Annotated in this window: 17 protein-coding genes; 14 read left to right on the top strand and 3 right to left on the bottom strand. The window is 66.1% G+C overall.

The features are described 5' to 3' along the window. Positions 1-301: 301 nt before the first annotated feature. The 5 genes from AB0L70_RS16385 to AB0L70_RS16365 all read left to right on the top strand — a co-directional run bounded on the left by AB0L70_RS16385 (position 302) and on the right by AB0L70_RS16365 (position 4758). Positions 302-853 carry a hypothetical protein gene (locus AB0L70_RS16385; protein ID WP_363684632.1) on the top strand — a complete coding sequence of 184 codons (552 nt, stop codon included), beginning with the start codon at positions 302-304 and terminating at the stop codon, positions 851-853. 14 nt (positions 854-867) lie between these two features. Then, on the top strand, positions 868-1251 hold the full coding sequence (locus tag AB0L70_RS16380; protein ID WP_363684630.1) for a hypothetical protein: 384 nt from the start codon (positions 868-870) through the stop codon (positions 1249-1251). Between the two features lie 17 nt (positions 1252-1268). Further along, positions 1269-2450, top strand: a complete 1182-nt coding sequence (locus tag AB0L70_RS16375) for an amidohydrolase (protein WP_363684628.1) — start codon at positions 1269-1271, stop codon at positions 2448-2450. Between the two features lie 24 nt (positions 2451-2474). Next, on the top strand, positions 2475-3773 hold the full coding sequence (locus AB0L70_RS16370) for a hypothetical protein (protein ID WP_363684626.1): 1299 nt from the start codon (positions 2475-2477) through the stop codon (positions 3771-3773). Positions 3774-3885: 112 nt separating this feature from the next. Next, a complete protein-coding gene (locus AB0L70_RS16365) occupies positions 3886-4758 on the top strand; it encodes an alpha/beta hydrolase (RefSeq protein WP_363684624.1) in 873 nt (290 codons plus the stop codon). Between the two features lie 657 nt (positions 4759-5415). On the opposite strand, the gene AB0L70_RS16360 is transcribed toward AB0L70_RS16365, so the two are convergent. Beyond that, positions 5416-6126, bottom strand: a complete 711-nt coding sequence (locus AB0L70_RS16360) for a hypothetical protein (protein ID WP_363684622.1) — start codon at positions 6124-6126, stop codon at positions 5416-5418. A 138-nt stretch (positions 6127-6264) separates the two neighbouring features. Between AB0L70_RS16360 and AB0L70_RS16355 the strand changes: the two genes are divergently transcribed. From AB0L70_RS16355 to AB0L70_RS16340, 4 genes are all read left to right on the top strand, one after another. Beyond that, positions 6265-6882 carry a hypothetical protein gene (locus AB0L70_RS16355; RefSeq protein WP_363684620.1) on the top strand — a complete coding sequence of 206 codons (618 nt, stop codon included), beginning with the start codon at positions 6265-6267 and terminating at the stop codon, positions 6880-6882. Then, positions 6879-7475, top strand: a complete 597-nt coding sequence (locus AB0L70_RS16350; RefSeq protein ID WP_363684618.1) for a hypothetical protein — start codon at positions 6879-6881, stop codon at positions 7473-7475. The genes AB0L70_RS16355 and AB0L70_RS16350 overlap by 4 nt, the downstream gene beginning before the upstream one ends. A gap of 648 nt (positions 7476-8123) precedes the next feature. After that, the gene (locus tag AB0L70_RS16345; RefSeq protein ID WP_363684616.1) at positions 8124-8429 is read left to right on the top strand and encodes a type II toxin-antitoxin system prevent-host-death family antitoxin; all 306 of its coding nucleotides are present in this window, start codon (positions 8124-8126) and stop codon (positions 8427-8429) included. Beyond that, positions 8426-8677, top strand: coding sequence for a type II toxin-antitoxin system RelE/ParE family toxin (locus tag AB0L70_RS16340; RefSeq protein ID WP_363684614.1), 252 nt, complete (start codon positions 8426-8428; stop codon positions 8675-8677). The genes AB0L70_RS16345 and AB0L70_RS16340 overlap by 4 nt, the downstream gene beginning before the upstream one ends. 597 nt (positions 8678-9274) lie before the next feature. Here the strand turns inward: AB0L70_RS16340 and AB0L70_RS16335 are convergent. Further along, positions 9275-10855, bottom strand: a complete 1581-nt coding sequence (locus tag AB0L70_RS16335; protein ID WP_363684612.1) for a methylmalonyl-CoA mutase family protein — start codon at positions 10853-10855, stop codon at positions 9275-9277. Positions 10856-11008: 153 nt separating this feature from the next. On the opposite strand from AB0L70_RS16335, the gene AB0L70_RS16330 reads away from it, so the two are divergent. The 3 genes from AB0L70_RS16330 (at position 11009) to AB0L70_RS16320 (ending at position 16545) form a co-directional block, all read left to right on the top strand. Next, positions 11009-14092 carry a M14 family zinc carboxypeptidase gene (locus AB0L70_RS16330; protein ID WP_363684610.1) on the top strand — a complete coding sequence of 1028 codons (3084 nt, stop codon included), beginning with the start codon at positions 11009-11011 and terminating at the stop codon, positions 14090-14092. Between the two features lie 192 nt (positions 14093-14284). Continuing rightward, on the top strand, positions 14285-15409 hold the full coding sequence (locus AB0L70_RS16325; RefSeq protein ID WP_363684608.1) for a glycosyltransferase family 1 protein: 1125 nt from the start codon (positions 14285-14287) through the stop codon (positions 15407-15409). Continuing rightward, a complete protein-coding gene (locus tag AB0L70_RS16320) occupies positions 15406-16545 on the top strand; it encodes a glycosyltransferase (protein WP_363684606.1) in 1140 nt (379 codons plus the stop codon). The genes AB0L70_RS16325 and AB0L70_RS16320 overlap by 4 nt, the downstream gene beginning before the upstream one ends. Before the next feature lie 91 nt (positions 16546-16636). Here the strand turns inward: AB0L70_RS16320 and AB0L70_RS16315 are convergent, their stop codons facing one another. Continuing rightward, positions 16637-17452 carry an MBL fold metallo-hydrolase gene (locus AB0L70_RS16315; protein ID WP_363684604.1) on the bottom strand — a complete coding sequence of 272 codons (816 nt, stop codon included), beginning with the start codon at positions 17450-17452 and terminating at the stop codon, positions 16637-16639. A 139-nt stretch (positions 17453-17591) separates the two neighbouring features. Here AB0L70_RS16315 and sdhC point away from each other — a divergent pair, with 139 nt between their 5' ends. Together sdhC and AB0L70_RS16305 are read left to right on the top strand one after the other, a co-directional pair. After that, positions 17592-17969 (top strand): succinate dehydrogenase, cytochrome b556 subunit, encoded by a 378-nt coding sequence (sdhC, locus tag AB0L70_RS16310; RefSeq protein ID WP_131352855.1) that lies wholly within the window; start codon positions 17592-17594, stop codon positions 17967-17969. Position 17970: 1 nt separating this feature from the next. Beyond that, positions 17971-18426, top strand: coding sequence for a succinate dehydrogenase hydrophobic membrane anchor subunit (locus tag AB0L70_RS16305; protein WP_363684602.1), 456 nt, complete (start codon positions 17971-17973; stop codon positions 18424-18426). Positions 18427-18432: the final 6 nt, after the last annotated feature.

Below are 18432 nucleotides of genomic sequence, written 5' to 3'. Positions count from 1 at the left end.
CAGGCGTGTGCAGCGACACCCTAGACCCGCTCGGACCCCCCAGCCACTGACGATGCGTCACTGAAATGCTCGTTACTTAATCGTAGTTTCCGCTGTGACCCTCAGCCAGAACGTCGCTGCGCGCGGTGAGATACGCGGCGTTTTTCCGGCCTGAGGCCCTCGATACCGGAAAGTGACCGGCGATTAGGTCACAGCAGGTGCAGGTTGTTGCAGAACGTTTCTTCCTGGCCCCCACGGAGCGTTAGATTCCGATAGCGAAGAGTGACCGGATGGCTGGTCACTTCCAACGGGAGGACGAAAGATGCGATCACGAACAGTACGGATCGGAGCGATCGCCGCGGGCCTGGGCCTGGTCGCGGGCCTGATCACGCTCCAGGCGCCGGTCGCCTCGGCGCAGTCCACCGCACTGGCGACCCGGTGCCGGACCGGTTCGAACTACCAGGCCTGCAGCACGGTCGACGCCCGGATCCCGGTGTCGTTCCAGGTCGGCTACCGGGACTCGATCCGCAACGACCTGGACAACACGGCCACCGGGAAGTGCGAGTCGAACACCAGCAAGACGATCAAGTTCGGCATGACCGCCGGGATCAAGGTCGAGATGAAGGCCGCGATCTTCGCCAGCATGGAGGCGTCGCTGTCGGCGAACATCGAGACCTCGATGGTGACCGGGTACGTGACGAGTGCGACCTTCTCGATCAAGCCGCACAAGACCATCTACTGCGATCGTGGCATCGTCCAGGAGAACGTGAAGGGCCGCAGCGTCCTCAACTGGTACGGCGGTGGCGCCGGCACCATCCGTAAGTCGTACGTGGCGCACGCACCGAGCCGGGCCCAGTGGCGCATCTACTACTGAGGCTGAGCGGGCTGGTGGCGTTGGCGGGTCTGGTCGCTGCATGCGGCGGCCAGACCCCCGACGCCACCGTCCCGACGGTCGCCGCGCCACCGGACGACGGCATCGCGATCGCTCCGATGCCGTCGGACCAGATTGTGCTGAGCCGGGCCGGCAAGGGGCCGGAGTCCACGCCGATCGAGGGTGACTACGGCCCGCAGTACGTGCTGTACGCGCGTTGTCGTGGTGACAGCCCTCTCCTCGTGACCGATGCCGACAGCGAACCGTGGGTCGTCATGTGTGACGGCGTACCGTCCCGGCAACAGGTGCTGTCCAAGCGGACCGCACTGACGCTCCGGCTCACCACCGGGGCCCAGGTGGAGTGGTCGTTCGCGGTGGCGAAGCAACGAGCTGAAGGCTGAATGGCACAATCGGCTGGATGAGTCATCAGTTGCTGGTCGCGGACGTCCTGGCGCGCGTCGAGGCGGTGCGCGAGGAAATGGTCGACGTACGGCGTGACCTGCACGCACACCCCGAGCTCGGCTGGCACGAGGTTCGTACGACGGAACTCCTCGAGCGGAGGCTGGTCGAGGCCGGGTTGTCGCCGCGGGTGCTCCCGACCGGGACCGGGCTGATCTGCGACATCGGTTCCGGTGACTCGTGCATCGCACTGCGAGCCGACATCGACGCGCTGCCGGTGCCCGACGCGGTCGAGGCGCCGTGGCGGTCGACCGTTGACGGAGTCGCGCACGCCTGCGGTCACGACGTACACACCTCGGCCCTGCTCGGTGCGGGTCTTGTGCTGGCCGGGATGGCCCGCGACCGGCAACTGGATCGACGGGTGCGGCTGATCTTCCAGCCGGCCGAAGAGGTGATGCCGGGCGGCGCGCTCGGCGTCATCGCGGCGGGCGGACTCGACGGGGTCCGCCGTATTTATGGGCTGCACTGCGACCCGCGGCTGCAGGTCGGTCAGGTCGGTCTGCGGGTGGGCGCGCTGACCGCAGCCGCCGACCGGATCTTGGTCCGGCTGACCGGGCCGGGCGGTCACACGTCCCGCCCGCACCTGACCGCTGACCTCGTGTACGCGCTCGCCACCCTGGTCACCGAACTCCCAGCAGCACTCTCTCGGCGCGTCGATCCCCGCGCCGGCATGTCACTCGTCTGGGGCCGCATCACCTCAGGCTCCGCCGCCAACGCGATCCCGTCCCGCGGCGAGGCCGAAGGAACCCTCCGCTGCCTCGACGCCAACGCGTGGCGCCTGGCCGCTGAACTGATTCCCACGCTGGCGTCTCAGCTCGTAGCGCCGTACGGCGTCGATGTCGAGACCGAGGTCACCCACGGCGTCCCACCGGTGATGAACGACGCCGCGGCGATCGACGTACTCCACAACGCCGTCCAGCAAACCCTGGGCGCCGGCGCCATCGCCCCCACCGACCAGTCCCTCGGCGGCGAAGACTTCGCCTGGTACCTGGAACACACCCCCGGCGCCATGGCCCGCCTAGGCGTCCGCCCCACCACCCTGGACACCACCGGCGACCTGCACACCCCCACCTTCGACCCCTCCGAAGAAGCCATAGCCCTAGGCACCACAGTCCTAACCACAACCGCCTTACTGGACTGAGCTGCCACACTTCAGGAGCCGACGATGGACGACGAGATTCAGCTGATCAGTGACGGCGACGGGCTGGCGGTCATCGGGGAGCCGGCGGCTGTCGAGCGCTTCCTCGTCTCTGAGGGACTGCCATCGAAGGACCTCGGGCTGCCACGGCTCGGAGCTGTCCTCAGTACGGGGGCTGCAGCCGCACAGGCGGGTTCCGAGATTGCCGCCAACTCGGGACGCTGGGTGAAGCTGACCAAGAAGTCCGCCGAGAGTCTCAACAAGTACAAGCTGATGAAGGGATCGAGCCCGGGCGTCAGCCGTGCTGTGTTGACGGATCACGGCAAGGTCAAAGGACTCGTCGAATTCGTGAAGCCCGGAGCACTGTTGTCCAACCCGGCGATTCTGGCTGGTGCCGCCGGCATCATGGCGCAGCTTGCGATGCAGCAGGCGATGGACGAGATCACCGACTATCTCGCCACGATCGACAAGAAGGTCGACGACGTACTGCGTGGTCAGAAGGACGCTGTCCTGGCGGACATGATCGGCGTGGACTTCGTGATCGAGGAAGCCATGACCATCCGGGAGCAGGTGGGACGGGTCTCCGACGTCACGTGGTCGAAGGTGCAGTCCACCACGCTCGCGATCGCACGAACGCAGGCGTACGTGTTGCGTCACCTCGACGCGCTCGCGGAGAACCTGGAGCGCGAGACCAAGATCGGTGATCTCGCCGACGCGGTTACGTCTGCCGCGTCCGAGGTCCAGGAATGGCTCGCCGTTCTGGCCCGCTGCTTCCAACTGCAGGACGCGATGGCCGTGCTCGAACTCGACCGTGTGCTGGATGCGTCTCCGGAAGAGCTGGACCGGCATCGCGTCGGACTGAAGGCTGCACGCAACAATCGGCTGGAGCTCATATCCCGGAGCACCGAGCGGCTGATGGCCCGCATGGATGCGGCCGCCGGCACCGCCAACACAAAGGTGCTGCTGCATCCGACCTCGTCCCGGGCTGTGGTGGACTCGAGCAACCACGTCGCGAACGCGGTCGTCGAGTTCCACGGGCGCCTCGGGATCGAGGGCGGCCGACAGTCGCTGGAGGCGAGGCGATGGGCGGACGCGGCCACCGAGGTGAAGGACAAGGCCTTTGATGCGGGAGCAGACGGCGTCGACGCAGCCAGGCGCCTCGGCGGCGAGACCTTCGGCCGGGCCAAATCGGCAACCGGCAAGCTCTCCAGCCGATTCACCGACCGAGCCTTCCGTCGCCGTCCCGACAACGACGCAGCCGAGAACGATACGGCAGACGAGCAAGCCTCGGGTGGCGCCGACAATGCGGCCGACGAGCAGGACTGAGCTGCGGGACGAGCGCCGTGCTGAACACCTCGCCGGCCAGGAGGTGGCGCCGACCGCGGCCGGTGCTCCGCGGTCCTGAGCGCTGTCGAGTTGTCCGGGGCATAATGCCGGGATGCGTGTGGCCGTCGAAGATGTGTCTCTCTACTTCGATGTCGAAGGCTGTGGCCTGACGGCTCAGGGGGACGCGATGCTGTCGCGGCCGACTCTGCTTCTCCTGCACGGAGGACCAGGTGCGGATCACAGCCTGTTCAAGCCAGAATTCTCGGTCCTCGCCGACGTCGCTCAGGTGATCTACCTCGATCAGCGCGGTTCCGGCCGGTCCGACCACAGCCGGCCGGAGATGTGGACCTGGACGCGCTGGGCCGACGACATCGCCGCGTTCTGCGACGTACTCGATATCCGTGCCCCGGTGCTGGTGGGTTCCTCAAGTGGCGGCAGGGTCGCGATCGAGTGCGCAGCTCGGCATCCGGACCTGGTCGCGGGTCTGGTCCTGGAGAGCACTCTCGGCGTGCCCACCTCTCTCGAAGAGAGCCTCGATGTATTCGAGCGCCGCGGAGGGCAGGTAGCCCGGGATGCTGCCGCCAGATACCTGGGCGGTGACACCAGCCCATCGGCGACCAAGGCGTGGGCCGATCATGGGTTGCCGTTGTATGCCGGCGCTTCGGACGGTGACTTGGCCTCGCGCAGGGCACGAGCGATGATCAACGACGAGGTTCAAGCGCACTTCCGGGCGGGCCGCTGCGGGCCTGCCGAACTGACCCCAGCTCTCGCGACCGCAGTCACCTGCCCGACCCTGGTCCTAGCAGGCGAAGACGACCCAGTATCCCCCGCAGCCGCAGCCCGCCGCCTACCGGCAATACTCACCAACACCGCCACCCAGGTAGAGGTGCTGGCCGCCGTAGGACACGGAGTATTCCGCCAATCCCCCCACCAGTCCTTCAAACCCCTACGCAACTTCCTCCACAACCTCCCAGCCGAGTCCTGAGACATCACAGGAATGCCGCAACTGTCGGTCGCCGATGGGCCAGCGATCCACAGGACGAGCACCTACGAACACCGCCCGAACCTGACCCTGGCACGCCGAGCTCACGACTCGGCAGGGCGAGATCGGACACTGGAAGGTGGGAATGATCGCCACCTGCGTGCAGCCTCCCTCCGCATCCAGCAGGCCGACGAGGTCGGGCCCAATTCCTGCGCGACCTGCTCATCCGGATCGCCCAGGCCGGACCAAGACCTCTCGGGAGCCGGTCGGGTCTCGGCCGCCGTTGTTGATCTATTAGCCGTCAGAGCGAACCCGTTCCTTTACGGCGCGAGCATCCGCGCCAGACAGTTGAACGGGCACCCTTCTTGTCTCGTCTGTTCCTGATCGGTCGCGCGCGGCTTGATCTAGATGCACGGCGCCTCGCGGTTGGCGACGTTCTTGGTGCCGGGGTGATCTCGCACGACGTGCACACATGCGATGCTCTCTCCACAGCCGGCCGAGCGATCGTTGCCGTCGAGGTCGTCGGTGAGCAGGATCCCTACCTCTGAGCCATCAACGCCTCCGTGATTACACCAACGCACACCATCGTGCGCCGACGAGCAGCGGTCGCGGACCGACACCACAGCTGCGGACGCGCTCCTGTCCTAGCAACAGCCTTGGTCAGGTGGAGCCGGCCTCAGTGGGCCCGGTCTGCGCCGGCGACTTGCGCGGCGGAGAGGGCTTCGGCGCGGGCTTCGGCGAGCGCATTACACCGGGACGTGGCGTGTGGTTCGCGGACATAAATTCTGCGACATAGTCACGGACGCGAGACCGGCCCTCTTCTTGTTTGACGCCGGCGCTCCGCGCGAGCTCCATGGCTTCCACCAACCGAGTATTGAGCGCGTTCTTCGCCTTGTCATCGATTTCTTGCCGGTTGATCCGGGCGGTAACTTTATATGCCTCTGTCAGCAGAGATTTTATTGGTAGGTGATTTACCCAGGTCTCGATCGCTCGATCAGCTCGAGTGTCGAGGAGGGAGGTCGTCCACTTAAGGCTTGCATTTAGGAGTGACGCAGCCTTAGTCATCTCGGTTTGGTGAGGACTTGTCGATCGAACATGACGGCTACTGAAGTCGGCGCGCAGTGCGAAAGACCCAGCGATTCCGTAGATGATGCCGTCAACCCACGGGTTCTGCGTAGGGCTTGCCTTCATCGCCACTTCTGCAGCAAACCATCCGAGGAATCCGCCGCCGCCTCCGGCCAGGGCGAGATAGATGACGGTTCCAACGATCGTTCCGATGGGTGTCCAGGTGAACCAGTACTGGTAGAGCACGTATGGCGGCCCGAACACCGCAAAGAGTGTTGCTGTGAGGACAGAGACCAACAGAGTCAACGCCCCGCCTCCCCCCTGGATGGCGCTGGCCAGATCTATCTACTTCGCGTGCGTATCAGCGTATTATGCACCGCGGGGAAGGGATTGGAAGAGTCTGAAAGCGATCGGATGCCCACGGCTCCGACTCGCGGGGGGAGTATGACCGTTTTGGCTGACCAAGACGCGCTTTTGCGCGCCGCCAGGCACGCCGCCACACGGCTATCCGCAAGGCTTAGCCGTCGCCCACGCGCCGTTGTCACCGCGGAGGACTACGCAGATCTACATGAGCGTTTGCTCGCATACCTGCGCGCACGCTTCAAAACCTGTCTGGACGACAGCCAGTACTGCACGATTGTTCAGCGCAGCATAGATGCCTACGTGGCGCCGTACTATGTTGCCGGAACGCCAAAGAATCCGATGGATCCGGAAGATCTTTTCAAACACATCATTGATGCCGCCCTGGAAGAATACAAAGCTTCCGGTATCAGTACGGCCGGCGTCGATGGCTTGAGCGACGATGAGCTGGTCCAGGAGACGTTCGGAGCACACGCCAACGCCGCCGTGTTCCGAGCAGCGCTGGCGCAGCTGCGTTTGGAGGACAAGCAGATCGACTACCTAGTGGTCCACCAGTTCGCTGACCTCTTCGACGAGAAGCTGAGGAAGCCCGCGTGGCAGGAGGTCGTCGACCGCCTGCGAAATCCTCAGATCAGCACAGCGCGTGTGGAGTCCATCGTGTTGCGCTTCTCCAACCGCCTCAGCCTGGTGGCAGCACAGTGAGCGATGAAATCGACTCCGACGACCAACGGGCTCCTCGGGAGTCGCCTCCAGGAGGGCTGACCGAGGATGACTACAGGTCCGCCCTGCTTTTGGTGCGTGCGTTTGTTTCGAGGCGCTTCCGCGGGCTAGCACCCCAGGATGTTGAAGACATCGCAAGCGATGCCATGGTGCGCCTACTCCGGCTCAAAGGCGACGGTCAACTCGATCTCGAGAACAATCCGTCCAGCTACCTGATGAAGCTAGCTGAATGGACAGCCACAGACTTTCTGCGGTCACGGATCAGGAGACAGCGTGAGGTGCTTATAGAGCCCGACCTTCTGCCTGAGTCGCCCCATACCGACGACGACGTGGCGGCCGCGCTGGACGGCTCAGCGACAGCCCAGATTGTGCGCGCGGCACTGAGCGAGGCTAGACAAGTTGGAGATCACACTGCTTACGTCGTTGTCACGCGCCTGCTCGATGAGGTCGATAGGACCGGATCCCGACCTAGCAATCGGGAGTTGGGGCGGAAAATTGACGTCAGCCATACGGCAGTTGCCAAAGCACTCGTTCGATTCCAGTCCTACATGAAGTTGGCGGATGGAGATCCATAGGATCGCATCCCAAACCCGATGCCTCGACCAGGCTCCTCGCGACCGTGCGTCTTTCGCAAGGCCGTCTAAGGATCAAGCCGAAATCCTGGGCTCAATCCGCGAACTGCGCAGCCCTCTCCGCCCGCTCCGCCAGTGCGGCCACACCGTTGGGGTCCGCATTGGCTCTGCGCGCTGCGACCGCCATCACCTCGAAGGCTAAAGGGGTCAGCTTGACCCGTCGACGCCCTCCTCCACCACTAGCACCAGGATCAGCAGTGGCCAAACATTGATCCTCCAGCACGGCCCGCGACCCAAACGGAAGTAGCTGAACGACCGCGTTCGCAACCGCAGGCGGTGCACCATCCAGGCTCGCAAGGGTCGCCTCAAGATCAGGCGTCAGCCACTGCAGGACCTGCTCCGCCGAGTCTCGCTCGACATCACTGCCTTTTGGTCTTTCCAGCCAAGTCCTGAAGGTGCCCATGCCTATACCTCGCTCGCTTTTAGTTGCTCTTCACAGAGAACTACGTGCCGGCCGTCCTCGTGGCAACCGCAGCGTCGTGACCGCAAGCACACCTCGCTTCGTACACCTAGAACTACGTACAGTGGGCCCCAGTGGCAACCACCGACTCAATGGCAGCGTGAAATCCTGAATCTCAGTAATTTACTGAGATGAGGAGTATCGTGGTGGTCATGTCGACGATGTACAGCATGACCGAGGCGAACCGCCACACGGCGGAGATGGTCAACGCGGCCCGGTACGGGCACGAGCCGGTGATGATCACCGACCACGGCAAGGTCGCGGCCGCCGTGATCTCCCCGGAGATGCTGGCCCGATTCCAGGCCCTCGAAGACGCGGCCGATCAAGAGCTGATCGACGAGATCAATGCGCGGGGCCCGAAGTGGATCCCGGCCGAAGAGGCTTTTACCATGATGGAAGAGGCGCTTGCCGAGGCTGAAGCGGCCCAGGAGCAGTGACCGAGCGACACCTGGTTGTCGAGGTCGGCTTCCTCGACGGGTACCGCACGCTCGCGGCTGACGACACCGTGGCCGCTCGCCGGGTGCTTGCCGCGGTTAGAGGGCTGGTAAAGAACCCGGCGCCGCCAGGCAGCGTGCACTGGGGCGACAGCCTGATCTATCGACTCCACGTCGGCGATCATCGGATCATGTACGAGGTGACTGACGACAGCGTGCGAGTGTGGTCCCTCGGCCGAGAGCCGGGCTGAACATCCACACGGGCCCAGGGTCGAGAGGCCGGCGCCTGATCACGTCGGCGAGCGGCCGGCGAGCACGCGACGTAGGAGCGCGCGTAGCGGACGCGTTCAGCTCGTTCGGTTGCGCGTCATTCATTGTGAAGCGCGCGACGACAGGAGCCCGCGTGCCTCGGGTGGGCGGGAGCGCCGGCGAGTACGCGACGTAGGAGAGCGCGTACCGGTGCGTGGAAGGTCTTCCCGCTCATCGCGGTCGGGCCGCGCCAATCCCACCCGCGCGTGATCAGGTCCGCGCCCCCGCCGAAGGCGGCGAAGGGCTGTCGCCGCGAAGCGGTGTCCTTTGCGGTCTCACCACATATGCCGCACACCGACCACAGCTGCGCGGCATCACTGTTGTGCACCCTGCCGAAGGCGGCAAAGGACTGCCGCCGCCAAGCGGTGTCCTTCGAGTGCCTGGCGCCGAGGTTGAGCGCCGACTCTGCGATCTGATCCCTCCCCGCTCACCACAGTCCTTCCGCGCCAACCACACCCGGGCCAGACCCAGATCCGCGCACCCGCCGAAGGCGGCAAGATGCTGTCGCCGCGGAGCGGTGTCATTTGGCGGGCGGTGGGTTAGAAGGTGTCGGCGGGGACGTAGACGCCCCAGACTTCTCTTAATGTGTTGCAGACTTCGCCTACGGTGGCTTTTGCTTTTAGGGCTTGTTTCATGGGGTACAGGCAGTTTTCGTTGCCCTCGGCAGCTTTCTTCAGGGCCGCCAGGGCCTCGTCGACGGCCGGCTGGTCTCGGTCGGCGCGGAGTTTGGCCAGGCGTTCTACTTGCTGGGCCTCGATCGTAGGGTCGACGCGGAGGGGTTCGTACGGTTCCTCGATGTCGACCTTGAACTTGTTCATCCCCACGACGACCCGTTCGGCCGAGTCGATCTCCTGGGCGATGCGGTAGGCGGACCGCTCGATCTCCTGCTTCTGGAAGCCCTTCTCGATCGCAGCCACGGCGCCGCCGTACTCCTCGACCTGATCCATCAGCTCAACAGCGGCCGCCTCTACCTCATCGGTCAGCGCCTCGACGACATACGAACCAGCAAAGGGATCCACCGTCGCCGTCACGTCGGTCTCATAAGCGAGCACCTGCTGCGTGCGCAACGCCAACCGGGCCGCCTTCTCGGTCGGCAGCGCGATCGCCTCGTCGTACGAGTTCGTGTGCAGCGACTGCGTTCCACCCAGTACGGCGGCCAGCCCCTGGATCGCGACCCGGACGAGATTGACCTCCGGCTGCTGCGCGGTCAGCTGCACCCCGGCCGTCTGCGTATGGAACCGCAGCATCAACGACTTCGGGTTCTTGGCACCAAATGAGTCCCGCATCACCCGAGCCCAGATCCGCCGCGCGGCCCGGAACTTGGCGACCTCTTCCAGCAGCGTCGTACGGGAGACGAAGAAGAACGACAGCCGGGGCGCGAAGGTGTCGACGTCGAGGCCGGCGGCAACCGCCGTACGGACGTATTCGATCCCGTCGGCCAGCGTGAACGCGATCTCCTGCGCGGGCGTCGCCCCGGCCTCGGCCATGTGGTAGCCGGAGATCGAGATCGTGTTCCAGCGCGGCAGCTCCGTCTGGCAGTACGCGAAGATGTCGCTGATCAGCCGCAGCGACTCCTTCGGCGGATAGATGTAGGTGCCGCGAGCGATGTATTCCTTCAGTACGTCGTTCTGGATCGTCCCGGTGAGCTTGTCCCCGGCGACCCCCTGCTCCTCCGCGACCAGTTGGTACAGCAGGAGCAGCACCGAGCCCGGCGCGTTGATCGTCATCGAGGTCGAGACCTGGTCCAGCGGGATGTTGTCGAACAGCACCCGCATGTCGTCGATCGAATCGATCGCGACGCCCACCTTGCCGACCTCGCCGTGCGCGATCGGGGCGTCGGAGTCGTACCCCATCTGGGTCGGCAGGTCGAAGGCGACCGACAGACCCATGGTGCCGTGGTCGATCAGCTGGTGGTACCGCTTGTTCGACTCGGCCGCCGTACCGAATCCGGCGTACTGGCGCATGGTCCAGGGGCGCTGGGTGTACATCGTCGGGTAGACGCCCCGGGTGAACGGAAACTTCCCCGGCTCGCCCAGCTTCTCCGCGGGCTCGAACCCGTCCAGTGCGTCGGCTCCGTACACAGGCGCGATCTCGAACCCCGACTCACTTCGATGACTCATCCTCCCACCGTAGGCCGAACCACACTCGCACTGGTATGTACGGCCCGGGTGAGATCGAGCACGCCCGGTGATCGAGAGCCACCGGCTGTTGACTTGTGACCTGGGTCACAGGAGGCTGCCAGCCAGATGCATCGTTGACCGGGGAGGGGCGACATGCGTAGATCTCCTGTTCTCATCGCAGTACTGGCCGTCATGGCGGGGGCGTTGGCCGCCGGACCGGCAGCAACCGCGGCACCCGGGCCGGGGGGTGACAACCTCGAGGTGTACGTCGGTCAGGTGGACCAGCAGCAACTGCAGAAGCTGGCGGACATCGGCGTCGACCGGGAGGCGGTCACGACCGGCAAGGCCGCCAACGGCAAGGTCAGTGTCGAGGTCATCGTCACTGATCGGCAGGCCGACAAGCTCCGCTCCGACGGCGTCGACCTGAAGGTCAAGAAGGTGAAGGGCCGGGACGCGTCCGACGAAGCCGCGCGCCTCACCGCGGCCGGCCCGACGGTGTTCCGCCCGTACAGCGGACCCGGCGGACTCGCCGAGGAACTGGCGGCGACCGCGGCCGCGAATCCGGCGCTGGCCAAGCTGGTCAGGATCGGTACGACGGTGCAGGGCAAGCCGATGCTCGCCGTCAAGGTGACCAAGAACGCCCGCCAGTTCAAGGACGGCAACAAGCCCTCGGTGCTGTACATGGGCGACCAACACGCCCGCGAGTGGATCACGCCCGAGATGGTGCGGCGGCTCATGCACCACGTGATCGACAACTACGGCAAGAACGCCGACATCACCAGGATGCTGAACACCACCGAACTCTGGTTCCTCCCGGTCGCGAATCCGGACGGGTACGACTACACGTTCACCGGCGACCGGCTGTGGCGGAAGAACCTGCGCGACAACAACGGCGACGGGGCCATCGCCCCCGGCGACGGTGTCGACCTGAACCGCAACTTCGCGGTCAAGTGGGGCTACGACAACGAAGGCTCGTCCCCCGATCCGAACAGCGACACCTACCGCGGCACCGGTCCGAACTCCGAGCCGGAGACCAAGGCCCTCGACGGCCTGATGCGCACCGTCCGCTTCACCGAGATGATCAACTACCACTCCGCCGCGCAGCTCCTGCTGTACGGCGTCGGCTGGCAGGTCAGTACGCCGTCACCCGACGACATCCTGTCTGCCGCCATGACCGGTGACGACGCGAATCCCGCCGTACCCGGCTATGACCCGGACATCTCGGCCGAGCTCTACACCACCAACGGCGAGACCGACGGCCACGCGACGAACAAGTACGGCACGCTCGCGTTCACCCCGGAGATGTCGACCTGCCAGACCGCATCGGCGGTCGACCCCAACGACCAGTGGCTGCCCGAGGACTGTGTCAGCGTCTTCACGTTCCCCGACGACGAGGGCCTGATCCAGGCCGAGTTCGCCAAGAACGTCCCGTTCGCGCTGTCCGTCGCGAAGTCCGCGCAGGACCCGGACGACCCGGTCTCCGTGGTCGGTCTCAAACCCGCCGACCTGGTCGCCGATCCCTTCGCGGTCTCGTACGGGACCACCCAGCCGGTCGCGGTGACGGCCAAGCGGGCCGTGAAGAACCTGCGGCTCAACTACAAGATCAACGGCGGCCGCACCGTCACCGACAAGGTGTCGGAGTGGAAGGGCGGCGAGCGGTACGGCGACTCCGACAACCACTACTACGGCGAGTTCCGCGGGACCGTCCGCAAGACCAGGCCCGGCGATTCGGTCGAGGTCTGGTTCACCGGCAACAACAAGGGCACGGTGGCCAGCGAGCACTTCACCTACAAGGTCGCGACCGACATCGGCGGGAAGGTACTGATCCTCGCCGCCGAGGACACCACCGGACTCAGCCCGGCCCAAGGTACGACGAGCAACAAGTACGCCACCAAGTACGCCGCCGCACTCGCGGCCTCCGGGATCAGCTCGGACGTGTACGACGTGGACGCGAACAACCGGACCGCGCCACATCATCTGGGCGTTCTCTCGCACTACAGGGCCGTCGTCTGGGAGACCGGCGACGACATCATCACCCGGGACGTCGGTCAGGTCGCCGGCACCGCAGCCGAACTGGCGCTCGACCTCGAACTGTCGGTCCGCGACTACCTCAACGAAGGCGGCAAGCTGCTCTACACGGGCAAGTACGCCGGTTACGCGAGCAGTCAGGACGGTGGGTACTTCTACAACCCGTTCGAAGAGGAGCAGGGTGAGTGCACCACACCGAACCAGTACCCGTGTCTCCCGCTGCTGAACGACTTCGAACAGTACTGGCTGGGCGCCTACAGCTACGTCGACAACAGCGGCAGTGATGCGAACGGTGCTCCGGTCCCGATCGGTGGCGTGAGCAGCGCCTTCAACGGGTTCGCCGGGACTCTCAACGGTGGCGACTCCGCGAACAACCAGGACCACACGGCGGCGTTCGTACTCACGTCGAGTGTGTTGCCGAAGGCACAGTTCCCGCAGTTCGCCAGTACGGCGCCATTGAAGTGGAACCGGCCGGGCGGTGCACCGTTCTCGCCGTTCACGGGTTCGCAGTACGTGTACAGCCAGCGCGCGGACGCGAGCTACAAGCGGCTGACCCGGACAGTGAATCTCGCTGGGGTGACGAGCGGCTCCTTGTCGTTCAAGGTCTCAGCCGACACCGAGGCGGACTGGGACTTCGTGTTCGTCGAGGCGCACACCGTCGGGCAGAACGACTGGACGACCTTGCCGGACAGCAACGGTCACACGAGTCAGGCCACCGGTGAGAGCTGTCTGTCCGGGGTGCAAACGTTGCATCCGTTCCTGTCCCACTACCAGGGCGCGGACTGTTCACCGACCGGGACTACCGGTGCGTGGCACGCGTTCTCCGGATCCAGCGGTGGCTGGCAGGACTGGACCGTCGACCTGACGCCGTACGCCGGGAAGCAGGTCGAGGTCTCACTCACGTACATGAGTGACTGGGAGACCCAGGGCCTCGGTGTCTTCGTCGACGACACCTCGGTCACCGCCGGGACCACCGAGCAGACCTCGTTCGAGACCGACTTCGGCGGCTGGACCGTCCCGGGCGCACCGGCCGGCTCGGCCGCGAACCCGAACGACTGGATCCGCACCACGGCCGCCTTCGACGAAGGCGCGGGCATCGCCACCAGGGACACCGTCTACCTCGGCTTCGGGGCGGAAGGCCTGACCACACAGGCGATGCGCACGGACCTGGTCCGCCGCTCGATGATCCAGCTGTTCAGTACGCCGTAACCGGCCGCCGGCGACCCCGATCCCCGCCCGGACCGGGGTTGCCGGTGAACCTGAAGTGAACACGAAGTTTGGTGGCCGATGGCCCCGGTCACCTGACGGCCATCCCCCGGCCCCGGACCCGTCGATAGGGAATCCACGGCCTGTCACGAAGGTGTCGCCGAGGGTTCATGCGCGGTGGGGAACCTCCGGAGTGTGCGCATCGTGATGGTGGCTGAGACCTTCCTGCCTCAGATCAATGGCGTGGCGAACACGGCTCGCCACGTCGCCGACCGGCTGCGTGCCCGCGGGCACGACCTGCTGATCATCGCCCCCGGCCCCGGTCCCGACCGGTACGCCGACGTCCCGGTGATCCGGGCCCGGAGCTTCCGGACACCCGGCTACAAGGAGTTCCCGGTCGGTCTGCCCGATCCCTCGATCGAACGGGCGATGGCCGACTTCAGACCGGACCTCGTCCACCTCGCGTCGCCGTTCATCATCGGCGCGTACGGCCTGCGCGCGGCCCGCAAGCTCGGCCTGCCCACGGTCGCGATCTTCCAGACCGACATCGCCGGGTTCGCACGGCAGTACCCCTGGTTCGCCGCTGCGGACCGCGGGATCTGGCGCTGGGTACGGCGTACCCACTCGCGCGCCGACCGGACGCTGGCCCCCTCGACCACGTCGGTGCGGTCCCTGGTCCAAGGCGGCGTACCGCGGGTGCACCTGTGGGGTCGCGGCGTCAACCTCGACCTCTTCGACCCGCAGCACCGCGACGAGGCCTGGCGCCGGGAGATCTCCCCGGACGGCAAGCCGATCGTCGGGTACGTCGGCCGGCTGGCCGCCGAGAAGAAGGTCCGCCGGCTCGCCGAACTGACCGACCTGGATTGCCGAATCGTCGTCGTCGGCGACGGACCGGACCGGGCGTCGCTCGAGCATTCCTTGCCGAACGCAACGTTCCTCGGGATGCGCCGGGGCGCCGACCTGGCCTCGATCTTCGCGGGCCTGGACGTGTTCGTGCACACCGGCGAGCACGAGACCTTCTGCCAGACGATCCAGGAGGCGCAGGCCTCCGGCGTCGCGACCGTCGGCCCAGCCGCAGGCGGGCCGCTCGACCTGATCCACCCGGGTGAGAACGGCCTGCTGTTCGAACCGGGCCAACCGGGATCGCTACGGCAGGCGGTCAAGACCCTGCTCGACCACCCGACAGCCCGCGCCCGGATGGCCGTCAGCGGCCTGGAACGAGTGCAGACGAAGACCTGGCCGGCGGTCGTCGACGACCTGGTCGACCGCCACTACGCCGAGGTCCTAGCCGAAGCCGCAGCCCTCCGGCGAGCCGCATGACCCGGTTGCGCATCGCCCAGCTGGCCAACTTTGTCGGGCCGACGTCGGGAGGGATGCGGACCGCGATCGAGCACGTCGGTCAGGGGTACGTCGAAGCCGGCGCCGAGCGGATCGTGATTACCCCGGGCGAGAAGGACGTGGTGGTCGAGACCGAGTTCGGCACCGTGGTCCGGACGAAGGCGCTGAAGATCGCCGGTGGATATCGCCTGATCACCGACCCCTGGAAGGTGATCGAGACGCTGGAGAAGTTCCGCCCCACGACCGTGGAGATCTCGGACAAGTCCACCCTGCTCCCGGTCGCGCGGTGGGCCCGCAAGAACGACATCGGCTCGATCCTGTTCAGCCACGAACGGCTGGACGCGATGCTCTCGCTGTACACGGCCCGGCCGCGCAAGCTCGGCGGCGAAGGCGCCCAGTACCGCCAGGGCGTGATCGCCGGGGTCGGCGCGCTCTACAAGATCCTCAGCCGGACGTACGACGCCGTCGTGGTGACCTCGCGGTATGCGGCGGCCGAGTTCGACGAGGTGACCACGCCGCTGGTCCGCATCCCGCTCGGCGTCGATCTGGACACCTTCCACCCATCACTGGCCGAGCCGGTGGACGACGGCGTACTCAAGCTGGTGCACGCCGGGCGGTTGTCCCGCGAGAAGAGCCCGCACCTCGCGGTCGCCACCGCGGCAGAGCTGCACCGTCGCGGTGTGAACGTGCGGATGGACGTCTACGGCTCGGGTCCGCACCTCGACGAGCTGCTCGAGATCGCCGGCGACGCCCCGATCATCTTCCACGGTTACGTCGACGGCCGGCAGACCCTCGCCCGTCACCTCGCCGAGGCTGACATCGCCTTGTCCGTCTGCCCCGGCGAGACCTTCGGCCTGGCCGTCCTGGAGGCCCTCGCCGCCGGCACTCCCGTGGTCACGGCGAACGCCGGTGGCGCCCGCGAACTGGTCGACGAGAGCTGCGGCCGCTGGGCCCCCGCCAACGCGGCTTCCCTGGCCGACGCCGTCCTAGACCTGGCCGAGCTCCCCGGCCGCAGAGCCGCGGCCCGCCGCCGGGCCGAGCTCTACGACTGGGACTCCTGCATCCGCCACATGCTCGCCCTCCACACCCGCCTCGCCGAAGGCCGGCTCGCTGCATAAGAACAGGAGGTAGTGCCGGGATCGGCACTACCTCTCACTCTCCTGAGCGTGCCGCCGGGTCCAGTGGGCGTATACGTCCTGTCGTTATGGATCAGGTGAGGTGGTCGTAGTCGCCGCGGGTCCAGGCGGCGTGGCGGTCGGCGGAGCGGCGGACGACGGCCTTGGCGTCGACCGGGATGACCGAGCCGAAGTTGTTGTAGAGCCGGTCGTACTCGAACGGCTCCAGCGAGCGGGCGACCCGGTCGACGACCGCGCCGGAGAGCGGGATCCGGTTCGGGTAGCTGCGCATGAAGCTGACCGAGGTGCGGTCCGGGTTGGCGAAGATCGTGTCGCCGGACAGGATCACACCCTTGCCCTCGGCACCATTCGCCCAGTGCACCACCGCGCTGCCGGGGAAGTGCCCGCCCGGCTGGATCACGGTCACACCCGGCAGCGGGTTGAGCTTGCCGGACCAGGTCTTGATCACCGGGTCCTGCCGCGCCACCCACTCCGCGTCGGCCTCGGACACGTACACCGGGACGTCGCCGAGCCGGTGACTCCACTCCACCTGGACGCCGTACATATGCGGGTGGCTGGCGATGATCGCGACCACGTCGCCCAGCTCACGAATCCGGCGTACGGCGTCGTCGTCGACGTACCCGACCGGGTCCCAGAGCAGGTTGCCCTCGGCGGTCCGGACGAGCATCGACTGCTGGCCGATCCCGACCGGCGGCTTCGAGCGGACGCCGTACAGGTCCGGCTCGACCTCCTCGATGGTGACCTCGGTGCCGGCCGCGGCCAGCTCCTCGAGGGTGGTCCAGTGCTGGCCGTCGGCCGGCACCCACTGGCGTTCGTCGGCACAGATCGCGCAGACCTCCACCTGTTCGGAGTGCTCGACCGCACAGGTCGCACAGATCCAGAAACTCACCGTAATCTCTCCCCTCGGTCAGGCATCGACGCGACCGAGATCACACGCTCGCGATCGATGTCACATCTGTCAGGACATTTCACCTCAAGCAGCGGGTCTAGCATCAAGACGACCTGGTGATTTCGACGAGGAGGACCTGGTGCCCAGCAAACCAGCCGGCACGCTCTACCGCGGCCGGGAGGGCATGTGGTCGTGGGTGGCGCACCGCATCACCGGTGTGGGGATCTTCTTCTTCCTGCTGGTGCACGTGCTCGACACCGCGCTGGTCCGGGTCTCGCCCGAGGCCTACAACGAGGTCATCGGCACCTACAAGAACCCGATCGTCGGCCTGCTCGAGGTCGGGCTGGTGGCGGCGATCCTGTTCCACGCGTTCAACGGCATCCGGCTGATCCTGGTCGACTTCTGGGCCAAGGGCCCGCGCTACCAGCGGCAGCTGATGATCGGTGTCGGAGTGATCTGGGTGGTCCTGTTCGTGCCGTTCGTCATCCGCCATCTGACCCACGTGTTCGGAGGCTGAGATGTCCGACATCGCTGCCCCGCGGTCGAGTTCGCGCAGCCGCTCGCTGAAGGGCGGCGGCCGGAACCGGTCCGGTCAGACCAACTTCGAGCTGTACAGCTGGCTGTTCATGCGGCTGTCCGGGCTCGCCCTCGTCATCCTGGTGCTCGGTCACCTGTTCGTGAACCTGATGCTCGGCGGCGGGATCACCGCACTGGACTTCGGCTTCGTGGCCGGCAAGTGGGCCAACCCGCTCTGGCAGGTCTGGGACCTGCTGATGCTGTGGCTGGCGATGCTGCACGGCAGCAACGGCATGCGCACGATCATCAACGACTACGCCGAGAAGGACCAGACCCGGTTCTGGCTCAAGGCCTTGCTGATCACGGCGGCGATCGTCATCGTCGTCCTCGGCACCCTGGTGATCTTCACCTTCGACCCCTGCCTAGACCCGAACAGCACGCTGTCGGTCTGTAAGTAAGGAAGA

Source organism: Kribbella sp. NPDC051952 (assembly GCF_040680855.1).
In the GTDB taxonomy this organism is placed as follows: domain Bacteria; phylum Actinomycetota; class Actinomycetes; order Propionibacteriales; family Kribbellaceae; genus Kribbella.
The sequence above is the reverse complement of the archived record's forward strand: the minus strand, read 5'-3'. Positions and strand labels throughout refer to the sequence as shown.